Here is a 13,958-nt window from a genome sequence, read left to right as displayed (position 1 = left end):
AATAACTAAAGCATAGGATTAGCAATGCTGGATTCTAAATTACTTCGAGCTGAGCTGGATGAAACAGCGGCAAAATTAGCACGTCGAGGCTTCACCCTTGATGTAGAGACAATTCGTGAACTTGAAGAAAAACGTAAGTCCCTTCAGATGAAAACTGAAGAGCTACAAGCGTTACGTAACTCTCGATCGAAGTCCATTGGTCAAGCGAAAGCAAAAGGCGACCATGAAGAAGCTGAGCGTATCCTTGCAGAAGTAGGCAACTTAGGCGCAGAACTAGACCAAGCTAAAGTAACATTGGCTGAGCTTCAATCTGAGCTAGAAACGATCACAATGTCAATTCCTAACCTACCTGACGCAGAAGTGCCAGATGGTAAAGATGAAGACGACAACGTAGAAGTTTCTCGTTGGGGTCAACCTAAGACTTACGACTTCGAAGTGAAAGATCACGTGGATCTTGGCGAAATGTCTGGCGGTCTTGATTTTGCTAGCGCAGTTAAAATCTCTGGTTCTCGTTTTATCGTGATGAAAGGCAAATTCGCACGTCTACACCGTGCTATTGCTCAGTTCATGCTGGACCTTCACACTGATGAGCACGGCTACACAGAAATGTACGTACCGTACCTAGTGAACCACGATAGCCTATACGGTACTGGTCAACTTCCTAAGTTCGGCGAAGACTTGTTCCACACAAGCCCGCTAACTGAGCAAGTAAGTGATGTACCGCTTAAGACGTTATCGCTTATCCCTACTGCGGAAGTACCGGTAACGAACATGGTTCGTGACACGATTACTGATGAAGCTGAACTGCCACTTAAGATGACAGCTCACACTCCATGTTTCCGTTCTGAAGCGGGTTCTTACGGTCGTGACACTCGTGGTCTTATCCGTATGCACCAATTCGACAAAGTTGAATTAGTACAAATTACTAAGCCAGAAGACTCAATGGCAGCGCTTGAAGAGCTAACAGGTCACGCTGAGAAAGTACTTCAACTTCTAGAGCTTCCTTACCGTAAAGTGATTCTATGTACGGGTGACATGGGCTTCGGTTCTGCGAAAACTTACGACTTAGAAGTCTGGGTTCCAGCACAAGAGACATACCGTGAAATTTCTTCTTGTTCAAACATGTGGGATTTCCAAGCGCGTCGTATGCAAGCTCGTTTCCGTCGTAAAGGCGAGAAGAAACCTGAACTTGTACACACACTTAACGGTTCTGGTCTTGCTGTTGGTCGTACTATGGTTGCTATTCTTGAGAACAACCAAGAAGCAGATGGCCGTATTGCTATCCCAACAGTACTTCAACCATACATGGGCGGCGTAACGCACATCGGCTAATGCCAATTTTGGTTAATCAAATTTAGATTAATCTGACTTGTTAGAATATTTAAAAGGCTTTGCTGTAATGGCAAAGCCTTTTTTGTATGCGGACGTTGTTTAAATAGAAGCTACATATATGAGAAGGCAGCCTCGGAAGTATTGTTTGCTTGTTTCCAGGCCAAGTCTGCTTGCTTACATGCCAGAAGCGCCTTTTGGTAATAGTTTTGATAGTTGTTTTGTGTCAGCTCATCAATCGTATAAAGCTGTGTGATCACTTCGTCACATTGCTTGATGATGGTTAGCACTTGTTTTGCACCCATTGAATCAGGCCAAATAACAGAGAGCAATTTTATCGTATTCATACATACGTTCTTGATCATCGGACATCGTTTATGAATATCTAAGTAAGCCACAAGCACCTGTTTGTAGTCTGACTTTGCTAGTTTGATGCCGATATTCTTCTCTTTGAGCCAGTTCATTTTTGCGGTGTTGCGATGTTTCATCTCAGTGCACATCGTTATCTGACTTGAAACCACTGTCTCGCTCGCTGTTTTCACTATCAACATGCTGCAACGGTTTTCCGCAATTTTAAACTCGTTTTCACAGCTCATCCTATCCAATAACCATGCATGGTGATAAATCACAGGGAAGGCATCAAAGTCATTCTTATCGTGCAATGCGGTTAGTATAGTGACTGCTTTTTGATATTGGTTAGCTTCCATCGCGATGTGAGCTGCGATAAGTGCTAAGTCAGTTTGAAGCCCTGATCTTGCCTCGGTAGGGATCTTCGAAATTAAGTAATTGACGTGACCCAAATTCGCTTGCTTATCGATGCCATCTGAGGCGCAATAGAGCAAGAATCGTATATGACTTAGCTTCATATATAGGTTGTCTCGAAAGGTGTCCTTATTGATTTGCACATGGTTTTGGTAGTGGAATAGCGCTGTTTTAGTATCATTAACCGATAAGCATAGATTTGCGATTGCAAGCTCTCTCTCAGAGTTACCTGGTGTTAGTTTACTCGCTAACTTGAAGTGAGCAATGGCTGCCGGAACCTTATTGCTGATCAGGTTTACTTGAGCTGCTTGGTCTCGATACAAAGTGCAGGTTGGCGCAGAATTGATCAAACTTTCAATCATCGACTGTGCTTCGCTAAGCTGCCCCAAATTCGCAAGGCTGTTTGCTAATCCTGCTTGAGCCCAATCAAAACTGCCTTCATCTATCGCTTTCTGATAGACATTCTTGGCTTCCTCGTAGAGCTCTAGTTTTGATAGAAAGCTCCCTCGAAATTGCTGGATTGTTGCGAAGTATTCGGGATGAAACGCGGCAAGCCCTTCGCAATGCTCTAGGCCCGCTTCATAGTTATTTTCTCTCTCAGCCTTATAAATGTCTTGTAAAATCAGCTTCTTCCTTAAGGAACTGGTGATGCGCTGTTTTAGAGTTTCGCGGTTAAACGGTTTTAACAAATAGTTGTCAGGTCGTAGTTCAAGGATAGGGCGTATCGATAGAGCTGAATTTTCACCTGTAACAAGAATAAATATCCCGTCATCTTTTAATCTGTTGGCTTGCTTCAATTCTTCAAATAGCTGTTTGCCGTTGATCGTGTTACCAAAGTTGTAATCACAAATGATGACATCAAAAGTTGTGTCATTCGTGATGGTCATTGCAACACGAGGTGATTTCGCAATGGCAATCAAACGTTCTGAAAAACCAATATGAACCAGCATGTTACGAATAGTTGATAACACTATCGTTGAGTCATCAATGATAAGTGCATTTAGTTGGGTTAATTTCATGCTTACTTTAAATTATTTACTGACGTGAATTACGTAGCTATTGCGGATTGTCTTGATGTCTTGCACGACCGACAAAACAAGAAGCGTTAGGTTTCTACGAAGTTGATATAAGCCTTCGCTAGAATTGAATTCTTTTTTTGCGAATATTTTTATCTAATAGGAGTTAAAAATATTGGCTAATTTGATTCTGAGATGAACTCGAATAAGGAAGGTCATTCATTATATTCAGTACCAAAATGGCGCGTATTTTATGACGGCTTTTTACCCGATAGGTAACACTCTTTTGCTAATTGTTTTTATGGAGAGGATTAAATTTATTTGTGGGGTTTTTCGAGTTCAAATCAAAGATAAAACAATGGCTTGGGGTGTGTTTGTTGGCTGGTTTTTCACGTGAAGGATAAGCCGCCGTTAGTATTTTATGGGCGGCTTATAGGTTTTCTAAATGATGTTTGTTAAATCAACTTGGTTTGAAGCAAGCAGATTGTTGGAGGGCTTTATCAATAGATGAAACAAGTTGTTCGATGTGCTCAGCCTTGCTAATGAAAGGAGGCATCATATAAATCAACTTCCCGAACGGACGTATCCAAACGCCTTGTTCAACAAAGTGAGCTTGGATGGTTTCCATATCGACAGGTGTGTGGGTTTCAACGACGCCAATAGCGCCCAACCAGCGAACATCTTTGACAAGAGCATGCTTGAGTAGAGGCGGTAGTAACTCAGAAAAGAGTTGTTCAATCTGATGAGTCTGATTTTGCCAATGACCTTGCTCTATGATGGACAAACTTGCCGCACCTACTGCACAAGCTAAAGGGTTGCCCATGAAGGTTGGCCCGTGCATAAAGCAGCCTGCTTCACCGCCACATACCGTGTCAGCAACTTCTTTACTCGCAAGCGTCGCTGACAATGTCATATAGCCACCAGTTAAAGCCTTGCCTACGCATAAGATGTCCGGTTTGACATCGGCATGCTCACAAGCGAACAGTTTCCCTGTGCGGCCAAATCCGGTTGCAATCTCATCCAAAATAAGTAATACGTTGAATTCATCACACAGTAGGCGAACTTGTTTTAGGAACTCAGGGTGGTAGATGCGCATGCCGCCAGCGCCTTGAACGATAGGCTCTAAGATTACGGCGGCAACCTCTTCATGATGGGCTGTGAGTTTCTCTCGAAAGCTATTGATGTCACTTGAATTCCAATCATCCCAAAAGCCGCTTTTTGGCGAATCAGCGAAAATGTGCTCAGGCAAAAAGCCTTTGTAGAGACTATGCATTGAGTTATCAGGATCGGTCACTGACATTGCCGCAAAGGTATCACCGTGGTAACCATCTCTCAACGTGAGGAATTTTGAACGAGGTTGCCCTTTAGCGTGCCAGTATTGGAGAGCCATCTTGAGACTAACCTCTACGGCTACTGAACCTGAATCAGCCAAGAATACGTGCTCGAGATTATTTGGTGCTAGGTTCAAAAGTTTCTTACATAAATCGATAGCAGGCTGGTGGGTGATACCTCCAAACATAACATGCGAAACCTTATCGATTTGGCTGTGAGCTGCAGCATTGAGCTCTGGATGATTGTAGCCGTGGATGGTTGACCACCAAGAGGACATACCATCAATAATTCGTTTTCCGCCCTCTAATTCTAGGTAAACGCCGTCTGCGTTAGTGACTGGGTAGCAGGTCAGAGGTGTCAACGTTGATGTATAAGGATGCCAGATATGCTGGCGGTCAAAGGCGAGATCCATAGTAACTTCCATTCTTGGTGTGGCTAATAAATAACCAGATGTAAACTTTTGATATTATCAATGTGTTGACAGTCTAAAGCTTGTCGGTAGACTATCCAAGCATAAATACAATCTCTATTGATAGAGATGTAACATCAAATAATAAAAAAGGATCTACACGTGGAAGTTCGTCATGACTGGACAGTTGCTGAAGTAAGAGCACTGCTTGAAAAACCGTTTATGGATTTAATGTTTGAAGCTCAAGTGGTTCATAGACAGTACCAAGAGCACAACCACGTGCAGGTGAGTACACTGTTATCGATTAAGACAGGTGCTTGTCCTGAAGATTGTAAGTACTGCCCTCAGAGTGCTCACTACCGAACGGATGTCGACAAAGAACGCTTAATGGAAGTCGAGCGTGTTTTGGATGCGGCGCAAAAAGCCAAGAATGCGGGTTCGACTCGTTTCTGTATGGGCGCGGCGTGGAAAAACCCGAAAGAACGCGATATGCCTCACCTAACTGACATGATCAAAGGTGTGAAAGGCATGGGCCTAGAAACATGTATGACACTAGGCATGTTAACGCCTGACCAAGCAGGTGAGCTAGCGGACGCAGGTTTGGATTACTACAACCATAATCTTGATACGTCTCCGGAGTTCTACGGCAGTATTATCACCACTCGTACTTACCAAGACCGTTTAGATACGCTATCTCATGTGCGTGATGCCGGTATGAAGATCTGTTCTGGTGGTATTATTGGTATGGGCGAAAGTACTAATGACCGTGCAGGCCTGCTTGTAGAGCTTGCGAACCTTCCTGTTCACCCAGAAAGTGTACCAATCAACATGCTCGTAAAAGTCAAAGGCACACCGATGGAAAACGTCGATGATGTTGAGTCTTTCGACTTCGTCAAACTGATAGCGATTGCTCGTATCATGATGCCAATGTCTGCGGTTCGTTTATCAGCAGGCCGTGAGAACATGAACGAACAGATGCAAGCGATGTGTTTCATGGCGGGTGCGAATTCTATCTTCTACGGCTGTAAGCTACTGACTACGCCAAACCCAGATGAAGACACGGACATGCAGCTGTTTAAGAAGTTAGGTATCAACAGCCAACAGGTGGCTCAGAAGCCAGACGAAATTCAAGAAAATGAACTGTTAGATCAAGTGGTGGAGCGCGTTGCTGCTCGTCCAACGAAAGATGACATGTTCTACGATGCCACTGTTTAAATCTCGCATCAAAAGTGCCCTTGCTCATCGCCGTGAGCAAGGGTTAACTCGTCAACTTAAGGTGCTCGAAAACAGCAATAGCCCTTTGCTTAATAGTGAAGGTTCTCGCTTTATTAACTTTTCGAGTAATGATTACCTAGGCTTGGCAAACGATCCTGAACTGGTCGATGCATGGCAAACCGGACTTTCCAAATATGGTGCTGGAAGTGCAGCATCGCCATTGGTCACGGGTTTTAGTCCTGCTCATCGAAATTTAGAGGCTCAGCTGTGTGAATGGCTTGGCTTTGAACGTGCCATTCTATTTAGTTCTGGTTTCAGTGCTAATCAAGCTTTGTTGTTTTCTCTGCTCGATAAAGACGACTCTCTGTTGCAAGACAAACTTAACCACGCCTCATTGATGGAAGCGGGGATGCTTTCACCTGCAACCATGAAACGCTTTAAGCACAACGACACGCAACATTTAGAGTCGCTATTGAGTCGCACTCCACAATCCTTGGTCGTGACTGAAGGTGTGTTCAGCATGGATGGCGATCAAGCGCCTCTCAGCCGGATATCTAACCTAACTCATCAATACGACAGTTGGTTGGTGGTTGATGATGCCCACGGTATCGGCGTATTAGGTGATAAAGGGGCAGGGAGCAGCAGTGCGGCACAAATCTCCCCCGATATTTTGGTGGTGACCTTTGGTAAAGCATTTGGCCTTTCTGGTGCTGCGATTCTTTGTTCGTCAGAAGTGGGTGATTACTTAACTCAGTTTGCTCGGCATCATGTGTATTCGACGGCGATGCCACCTTCACAAGCGGTGGCTTTATCTCATGCGTGTCAGATGATTCAGACGCAAGAGTGGCGTCGTGAGAAGTTGACAGAACTTGGCGCCCTTTATGCTGAGCAGATGAGTGGCGTGAAAGGCTTTATTGATACTCAGACGCCGATCAAGCCATTTTTAATCGGCGAAGCCCAAGCTGCACTATCTATTGCTGAAGAGTTAAAGCGCAATCAAGTTTGGGTAACGGCAATAAGGCCACCAACGGTGCCTATTGGGACTGCTCGTTTGCGTATTACCTTAACGGCGAACCATAGTCAGGAACAGATTCTTCAGTTAACTGACTCGTTGCTTCAAGCAATAGAGCGAAGCAACGACTCTGGAAGCAAACCAAGCATAGAATCAAGCTTTGAATTAAAGAAAGAGGCTCAGTAAATGTCACAAGAAGCAGTAGTGCATAATTACGTAAGCCAAGATAAGAGTGCGATTGCTGAAGCCTTCGGCAAAGCAGCTGCAACCTATGACAAACACGCTGAGTTTCAGCGCGATGTAGGCCACCGACTATTGGATAAGCTACCGAGTGACCTCTCTGGGTTAAAGGTGCTCGATCTAGGTTGTGGTACAGGGTATTTCTCTGAACAGTTAGTTAAGCGAGGTGCTGCAGTGGTATGTGCTGACCTTTCCAATGGAATGTTGGACGAAGCAAAACAGCGCTGTGGTGTATCAGTCTCTTCATATCAACAAGCCGATGCCGAGCAATTACCGTTTGAAGATGGGTGTTTTGACATCGTTTTTTCAAGCTTAGCGTTGCAATGGTGTGATGATTTATCCTCACCTTTACAAGAGATGAAGCGCGTTGTAGCGGTTGGCGGACGTGTGATTTTCTCAACTTTGCTTGATGGGTCACTGTTTGAACTGAAAAAGTCATGGTCAAAAATTGACACACATCAACACGTTAACCATTTTATTACAATCAATCAGGTAAAAATTGCGTTAGCGCAATCTAGCTGTACGGCTCATCAACTAGACTTGCCCACCATCACCGTTTGGTACGACACTGCGTTTGAACTGATGCGTGACCTTAAAGGTATCGGCGCTAATCACGTAAGTGGTCGCTCACAAGGTTTAACAAGTCGCCGAATGTTGCAGCTTGTTGAGCGGGAATATAGAGAGTTTAAAAACCATCAAGGTTTCTTACCAGCAACATATCAAGTTTGTTTAGGGGTTATTCAATTATGATTGATGCATTATTCATTGCAGGTACGGATACCGAAGTGGGAAAAACTGTGGTTTCAAAAGCGATTCTTCAAGCTTTAGCCGCACAAGAGTTATCAACAATAGGCTACAAGCCAGTTGCCGCAGGGTGTGAACAATCCCCTGAGGGATTACGTAATAGTGATGCACTGCATCTTCAAGAAGCTGCGACGCAAGATATCGCCTACGAAGACGTTAACCCGTATGCGCTGTTGCTACCATCATCACCACACATTGCAGCAAAGCATGATGGTGTGGTGATTGATGAAACCGTATTATCAGCTAAGTTGGCAGAGCATAAGCAAAACTCTGACATCGTGTTAGTTGAAGGTGCTGGTGGTTGGCGTGTACCGGTTTCTGATGAAGAATATTTGTCTAGCTGGGTCAAAAAAGAGCAGCTGCCAGTGGTATTGACGGTCGGCATTAAGCTTGGCTGTTTGAGTCATGCACTGCTAACTGCAGAAGTGATTCGTGCTGATGGACTGAACCTAGTAGGTTGGGTTGCAAACCGCATTAACCCAGGTACTGAACATTACGCCGAAATTATAGCGATGCTTGAAGATAAGCTAGGTGCACCGAAGTTAGGTGAAATTCCGTATGTGCCAAGAGCAAAGTCTAAGAACATTGGTAAGTACATTGATGTGCAGCCTTTGCTTGCGCTTTAATTCTCACCTTGTGTACTAAATAAGAAAAGGGCTGCGATGCAGCCCTTTTGCTATGTTAAGCCTTTTGGCCATGAGTTTATAAACAACTGGCCTTTGAACAAGTCGCTATGGGTTAGTGTTCTTTTGTAAGTCCCATTAGTGCTTGTTGTGTCTCTGTGATTTTTGTCTGTGCCGCTTGCGGTGTTAGGATCCCAATCTGCTTTTTTGCTTCTTCTTCAGTAATCCCTAGGTGACAGCACAGTAAATCGATAGCCATTTGAGTGTTAGTACCTTCAACCATGATTCTTCCCTTTTTGTACATGGACTAGCCAATAAATCATCTGAAGCCACTGTAAACGGATTGTTATACCGACACCATACGACTTAGGTCTAATAGACTGGAGGTGATTCGAATATGGTCTCGTAATCAAATGTTGCAATTTAATGCTTAACCTTGTTTTCTTAATCTAAGACTATATGTATAAGTAAGTATAAGTCTTCAAGGTTGGAATAAATTGCTGTCTGCCTTGTCTATAATAATAAGTTTTATAAAAACAGCTTTCATGCGGAGATAAGTAATGAAGCGAGTAATGTTGTTCCTTGCAACCAACCTAGCGGTTGTATTGGTACTAAGTGTTGTTCTTAATATTGTATACGCAGTTACAGGTATGCAACCTGGTAGCCTATCAGGCTTATTGGTGATGGCTGCAGTATTTGGCTTTGGTGGCTCATTCATTTCATTGATGATGTCAAAGAAAATGGCGCTACGATCGGTAGGCGGTATGGTCATTGAAAGTCCACGTAACGAAACCGAACATTGGTTGATGGAGACAGTAAGCCGTCAGTCTCAACAAGTTGGTATTGGTATGCCAACAGTGGCGATTTACGATTCGCCAGACATCAACGCGTTTGCGACGGGCGCTAAGCGTAATGATTCATTAGTAGCAGTCTCTACGGGTCTGTTACACAACATGACGCGTGATGAAGCTGAAGCGGTGTTAGCGCATGAAGTGAGTCACATCGCGAACGGTGATATGGTGACCATGACGCTAATGCAGGGCGTGGTGAACACGTTCGTTATCTTCCTATCTCGTTTCATCGCCAACATTGTTGCGTCGAATGACAACGAAGAAGAGGGTGGCAGCAACATGATGGTGTACTTTGGTGTGTCTATGGTGTTGGAATTGGTATTTGGTTTCTTAGCAAGCTTCATTACGATGTGGTACAGCCGTCATCGTGAATTCCATGCCGATGCAGGTGCTGCGCACTTAGTAGGTAAAGAGAAGATGATAGCAGCGCTAGAACGTCTAAAGGTGAGCCATGAGCCACAACTAGAAGGTTCTATGATGGCATTTGGTATCAACGGCAAGAAATCGCTTACTGAGCTTCTGATGAGCCACCCACCACTAGACAAGCGTATTGCATCTCTACGTAACATGTAATCGCTACGTAATTCTCAGTCGCTAGTCGACAAGAGACCTTTGAAAGGCTTCCTTCGGGAGGCCTTTTTTGATCTTGGTGTTCAAGACAGTAAGTATCCGAGGGATATGTGTCTGGTGATAGAGGGTTACTAGTGATGAAGCGTTGCGATATTTATTGGTTGATATCGCACGGACTGACATGTGTAGGGTAATAAGTAGGGAGTGCTTAGTGTTCTTTTGATGACAGCGCGTACTAAGCACACTTTCTTCCGCTCAACAAAAAGGCTTCCACATGGGAAGCCTTAGTCTATTCTGTGATTCGAAATTCGAATCTTACAGCTTGTCAGTTAGCTCGATTGCTTGACCGATGTAGTTCGCTGGAGTCATCTCTTTCAGACGAACTTTCTCGTCTGCAGGGATTTCAAGGCCGTCGATGAATGCACGCATGCCTTCGCCATCTACACGTTTACCACGAGTTAGCTCTTTTAGCTTCTCGTATGGTTTCTCGATGCCGTAACGGCGCATTACTGTTTGTACTGGTTCTGCTAGTACTTCCCAGTTCTTGTCTAGTTCAGCAAGTAGCGCTTCACGGTTAACTTCTAGCTTGCTAATACCTTTCAGAGTCGAAGTGTATGCAATGATAGCGTAGCCAACACCAACACCTAGGTTACGAAGAACCGTAGAGTCAGTAAGGTCACGCTGCCAGCGAGAAACTGGAAGTTTTTGTGCAAGGTGGCTGAATACTGCGTTTGCTAGACCAAGGTTGCCTTCAGAGTTTTCGAAGTCAATTGGGTTAACTTTATGCGGCATTGTAGAAGAACCGATTTCGCCAGCAATAGTCTTCTGCTTGAAGTGACCAAGAGCGATGTAGCCCCAAACGTCACGGTCGAAGTCTAGAAGGATAGTGTTGAAACGTGCAACTGCATCAAAAAGCTCAGCGATGTAATCGTGAGGTTCGATTTGAGTTGTGTACGGGTTCCAAGTTACGCCAAGAGATTCAGTGATGAACTCTTCGCTAAACTGGTGCCATTCAACTTCTGGGTATGCAGAAAGGTGTGCGTTGTAGTTACCTACAGCACCGTTGATTTTCGCTAGGATCTCAACGTTTTCGATTTGCTTGTATTGACGTTCCATACGGTACGCAACGTTAGCCATCTCTTTACCCATAGTAGAAGGAGAAGCTGGCTGACCGTGTGTGCGAGACAGTAATGGAATAGCACGGTACTCGTTCGCAAGTGCTTTGATAGCATCAATTACGTTGCGGATTTCTGGAAGAATCACGGTATCACGAGCTTCTTTAAGCATAAGCGCGTGAGAGGTGTTGTTGATGTCTTCAGAAGTACATGCAAAGTGAATAAATTCGTTTACAGCGTGAAGTTCAGGAACGCCAGCAACTTTCTCTTTCAAGAAGTACTCAACCGCTTTAACGTCGTGGTTAGTCGTGCGCTCGATCTCTTTGATACGTAGAGCATCTTCTTCACTGAAGTTAGCAGCTAGTTCATCAAGAAACTGGTTAGCTTCTGCACTAAACGCTGGCACTTCTTTGATTGCATCTGTAGCTGCAAGCTTTTGTAACCAACGAACTTCAACGATAGAGCGGTACTTTAGTAGGCCAAACTCACTAAAGATGCTGCGTAATGCAACAGTCTTGCTTCCGTAACGGCCGTCTACTGGTGAAACAGCAGTCAATGCTGACAGTTCCATGGTGTTCTCCTGAATTGAGTTTTCTAAATTTTGAGAGGTTTATACCAGTAACAATCTCAATTGTCACGCATATTGCGCAATCGTTTGCGTGAGAATTGTGTTGGTACAAAAAACAAGCTCGCGACGAGGCGCGAGCTAATAAATTACATGCGAGCTAGCAGGATTTGAGCTTGCTCGATCATCTTCTTGCGACCGAAGATAAGGTGGCGACGTTTACCGCCAACTTGACGCCATAACACAGCGCTTCGAATTCCTGATAGCAGCAGAGCACGAACCTTATGCTGGCTCGACGTCTGTTGAAGTACAGCTGGCGTCCCAGAAACCTGAATACGCGGGCCGATAGGGCTCACAACATCAAGGTAGATACTGGCTAGGTTGCTGATCATTTGCTCGTCAAACAGATCAAAGTGTTCAGTTTGACGTTCTGCAGTTTGAATACGATCGCCAAGCTGAGACATAGAGTCGTTACGAGAAGATAGCTTACGCTCAAGTGCCATCAAGCTGATGATGTAGCGAGTAATATCGCTACCAGCGGGAGTACTATCGATACCTTTTACTAAGTACTCAAGGCCAAGCTTTAGGTTCGCTTCACGTCCAAAGACACCCACGGTGTTCGCTGGATTGGTATTTAAAATGGCACTGAGTGAAGCTTCGAAGGCATCTTTATCACAATGGCCGTCTTTCGCTACTTGTTGAACCAAAGCCACAGCTTGGCAAATTCCAGCGAAAGCAATAGTACGGTCATAAAGTGTATTAGCCACGTAGTAACTCCTAGTTGTCTTCTATTGTTTGTCGTTCGTTTATTGGTTAGATGCGCTTTTCAATGATACCACCACCAAGACATACGTTGTCTAGGTAGAACACTGCTGATTGACCTGGGGTCACTGCAATTTGTGGTTCGTCAAAAATAACCTTAATGTTCTCATCATCAATTGGGATGATTGTACAAGGAATATCGGTCTGACGGTAACGTGTTTTTACCGTGCATGTCATAACTTCAGTAATTGGTGTGCGATTAACCCAATGAAGCTGAGAAGCGATCAAACCTTCTGATTTTAAAAGAGGGTGGTCTTTACCTTGTACCGCGATCAGAACATTACGTTTAAGATCTTTTTCACCAACAAACCATGGTTCTTCATTACCGCCGCCACCTTTGGTGCCACCGATATGCAGGCCTTTACGTTGGCCTAGTGTGTGGTACATCAAGCCTTGGTGTTGCCCAATAACTTGGCCTTCTGGTGTCTCGATATTTCCCGGTTGAGCGGGTAGGTATTTGCCTAAGAACTCAGTGAACTTGCGCTCACCAATAAAGCAGATGCCTGTTGAATCTTTCTTTTTCGCAGTGATCAAGTCTTGCTCTTCAGCAATACGTCGTACTTCTGGCTTCTCTAATTCACCCACAGGGAATAGGCTGCGTGCCACTTGATCTGAGCTTAGCGTATAAAGGAAATAACTTTGGTCTTTATTGCCGTCTAGGCCGCGTAGCATTTCTGGCTTCGCACCAGCGTCTAGCTCTTCTTGTGTTGGGAAAGTACGACGAACATAGTGACCCATCGCGATGTAGTCTGCGTCTAATACTTCATCCGCAAACTCTAAGAATGCTTTGAATTTGATTTCTTTGTTACAAAGGATATCTGGGTTCGGTGTACGACCCGCTTTGTATTCTTCCAGAAAGTACTCGAATACATTATCCCAGTACTCTGCTGCAAAGTTGATAGTGTGAAGGTGGATACCTAACTTGTCACATACCGCTTGAGCATCAGCAAGGTCTTCAGCTGCCGTGCAGTATTCTTCGTTATCGTCTTCTTCCCAGTTTTTCATGAAAAGGCCTTCTACCTGATAGCCTTGTTGCTGAAGAAGATACGCCGATACTGACGAATCTACACCGCCGGACATACCGACAATTACTTTCTTTTCGCTGTTTCCAGAGCTGATATCTGACATGTCTAAACACCGTTACTATTACTTGGTCGCAGATTCTAACAGAAAGAGAAACACCGTGACAGATCCGAGACCGGAATCACAGTTTCATTTGCACAAATAATGCGCTGACTTCGTTAGAGAATCGCATGAACGCGAGGAGACTCGCTAGGATGTCAGATCTATATG

12 protein-coding genes are annotated in these 13,958 nt (G+C 44.4%); 6 read left to right on the top strand and 6 right to left on the bottom strand.

The window, feature by feature from the left end:
- The first annotated feature begins 24 nt into the window (after window positions 1-24).
- The gene (gene serS / locus AB6C75_RS02805; RefSeq protein ID WP_004734554.1) at window positions 25-1,332 is read left to right on the top strand and encodes a serine--tRNA ligase; all 1,308 of its coding nucleotides are present in this window, start codon (window positions 25-27) and stop codon (window positions 1,330-1,332) included.
- 110 nt (window positions 1,333-1,442) lie between these two features.
- On the opposite strand, the gene AB6C75_RS02800 is transcribed toward serS, so the two are convergent.
- Both AB6C75_RS02800 and bioA read right to left on the bottom strand, forming a co-directional pair.
- Entirely contained in the window at window positions 1,443-3,110 is a 1,668-nt protein-coding gene (locus tag AB6C75_RS02800) for a response regulator (RefSeq protein WP_372106777.1), read from the bottom strand.
- 457 nt (window positions 3,111-3,567) lie between these two features.
- Entirely contained in the window at window positions 3,568-4,851 is a 1,284-nt protein-coding gene (bioA, locus tag AB6C75_RS02795) for an adenosylmethionine--8-amino-7-oxononanoate transaminase (RefSeq protein WP_371707364.1), read from the bottom strand.
- A gap of 159 nt (window positions 4,852-5,010) precedes the next feature.
- On the opposite strand from bioA, the gene bioB reads away from it, so the two are divergent.
- The 4 genes from bioB to bioD are packed head-to-tail and all read left to right on the top strand — an operon-like array spanning window position 5,011 to window position 8,745.
- Entirely contained in the window at window positions 5,011-6,063 is a 1,053-nt protein-coding gene (gene bioB / locus AB6C75_RS02790) for a biotin synthase BioB (protein ID WP_009848820.1), read from the top strand.
- A complete protein-coding gene (gene bioF, locus AB6C75_RS02785) occupies window positions 6,050-7,261 on the top strand; it encodes an 8-amino-7-oxononanoate synthase (RefSeq protein WP_372106825.1) in 1,212 nt (403 codons plus the stop codon). The genes bioB and bioF overlap by 14 nt, the downstream gene beginning before the upstream one ends.
- Window positions 7,262-8,065, top strand: coding sequence for a malonyl-ACP O-methyltransferase BioC (gene bioC / locus AB6C75_RS02780; RefSeq protein ID WP_372106774.1), 804 nt, complete (start codon window positions 7,262-7,264; stop codon window positions 8,063-8,065). It abuts the gene before it with no gap.
- Window positions 8,062-8,745: a dethiobiotin synthase gene (bioD, locus tag AB6C75_RS02775; protein ID WP_135381592.1), complete on the top strand. Its 684-nt coding sequence runs from the start codon at window positions 8,062-8,064 to the stop codon at window positions 8,743-8,745. Before bioC ends, bioD begins: the two co-directional genes overlap by 4 nt.
- Before the next feature lie 112 nt (window positions 8,746-8,857).
- Here the strand turns inward: bioD and AB6C75_RS02770 are convergent, their stop codons facing one another.
- The gene (locus tag AB6C75_RS02770; protein WP_009848816.1) at window positions 8,858-9,025 is read right to left on the bottom strand and encodes a hypothetical protein; all 168 of its coding nucleotides are present in this window, start codon (window positions 9,023-9,025) and stop codon (window positions 8,858-8,860) included.
- A 277-nt stretch (window positions 9,026-9,302) separates the two neighbouring features.
- Between AB6C75_RS02770 and htpX the strand changes: the two genes are divergently transcribed.
- Window positions 9,303-10,166 (top strand): protease HtpX, encoded by an 864-nt coding sequence (gene htpX, locus AB6C75_RS02765; protein ID WP_017098153.1) that lies wholly within the window; start codon window positions 9,303-9,305, stop codon window positions 10,164-10,166.
- Between the two features lie 312 nt (window positions 10,167-10,478).
- On the opposite strand, the gene purB is transcribed toward htpX, so the two are convergent.
- The 3 genes from purB to mnmA form a co-directional block, all read right to left on the bottom strand.
- Window positions 10,479-11,849 (bottom strand): adenylosuccinate lyase, encoded by a 1,371-nt coding sequence (gene purB, locus AB6C75_RS02760; RefSeq protein WP_372106771.1) that lies wholly within the window; start codon window positions 11,847-11,849, stop codon window positions 10,479-10,481.
- A 143-nt stretch (window positions 11,850-11,992) separates the two neighbouring features.
- The gene (gene hflD, locus AB6C75_RS02755) at window positions 11,993-12,610 is read right to left on the bottom strand and encodes a high frequency lysogenization protein HflD (RefSeq protein WP_372106769.1); all 618 of its coding nucleotides are present in this window, start codon (window positions 12,608-12,610) and stop codon (window positions 11,993-11,995) included.
- 46 nt (window positions 12,611-12,656) lie between these two features.
- The gene (gene mnmA / locus AB6C75_RS02750) at window positions 12,657-13,793 is read right to left on the bottom strand and encodes a tRNA 2-thiouridine(34) synthase MnmA (RefSeq protein WP_009848812.1); all 1,137 of its coding nucleotides are present in this window, start codon (window positions 13,791-13,793) and stop codon (window positions 12,657-12,659) included.
- Window positions 13,794-13,958: the final 165 nt, after the last annotated feature.

It is taken from the genome of Vibrio sp. 10N.237.312.B06, from assembly GCF_041464685.1.
Taxonomy (GTDB): Bacteria; Pseudomonadota; Gammaproteobacteria; order Enterobacterales; family Vibrionaceae; genus Vibrio; species Vibrio tasmaniensis_A.
The sequence above is the reverse complement of the archived record's forward strand: the minus strand, read 5'-3'. Positions and strand labels throughout refer to the sequence as shown.

What these genes read in the sequence shown, in the direction of transcription:
- bioF (WP_372106825.1), top strand. Translation starts at nt 6,050, where the DNA reads ATGCCACTGTTTAAATCTCGCATCAAAAGTGCCCTTGCTCATCGCCGT.
- bioA (WP_371707364.1), bottom strand. Translation starts at nt 4,851, where the DNA reads ATGGATCTCGCCTTTGACCGCCAGCATATCTGGCATCCTTATACATCA.
- bioC (WP_372106774.1), top strand. Translation starts at nt 7,262, where the DNA reads ATGTCACAAGAAGCAGTAGTGCATAATTACGTAAGCCAAGATAAGAGT.
- bioD (WP_135381592.1), top strand. Translation starts at nt 8,062, where the DNA reads ATGATTGATGCATTATTCATTGCAGGTACGGATACCGAAGTGGGAAAA.
- htpX (WP_017098153.1), top strand. Translation starts at nt 9,303, where the DNA reads ATGAAGCGAGTAATGTTGTTCCTTGCAACCAACCTAGCGGTTGTATTG.
- purB (WP_372106771.1), bottom strand. Translation starts at nt 11,849, where the DNA reads ATGGAACTGTCAGCATTGACTGCTGTTTCACCAGTAGACGGCCGTTAC.
- AB6C75_RS02800 (WP_372106777.1), bottom strand. Translation starts at nt 3,110, where the DNA reads ATGAAATTAACCCAACTAAATGCACTTATCATTGATGACTCAACGATA.
- AB6C75_RS02770 (WP_009848816.1), bottom strand. Translation starts at nt 9,025, where the DNA reads ATGGTTGAAGGTACTAACACTCAAATGGCTATCGATTTACTGTGCTGT.
- serS (WP_004734554.1), top strand. Translation starts at nt 25, where the DNA reads ATGCTGGATTCTAAATTACTTCGAGCTGAGCTGGATGAAACAGCGGCA.
- mnmA (WP_009848812.1), bottom strand. Translation starts at nt 13,793, where the DNA reads ATGTCAGATATCAGCTCTGGAAACAGCGAAAAGAAAGTAATTGTCGGT.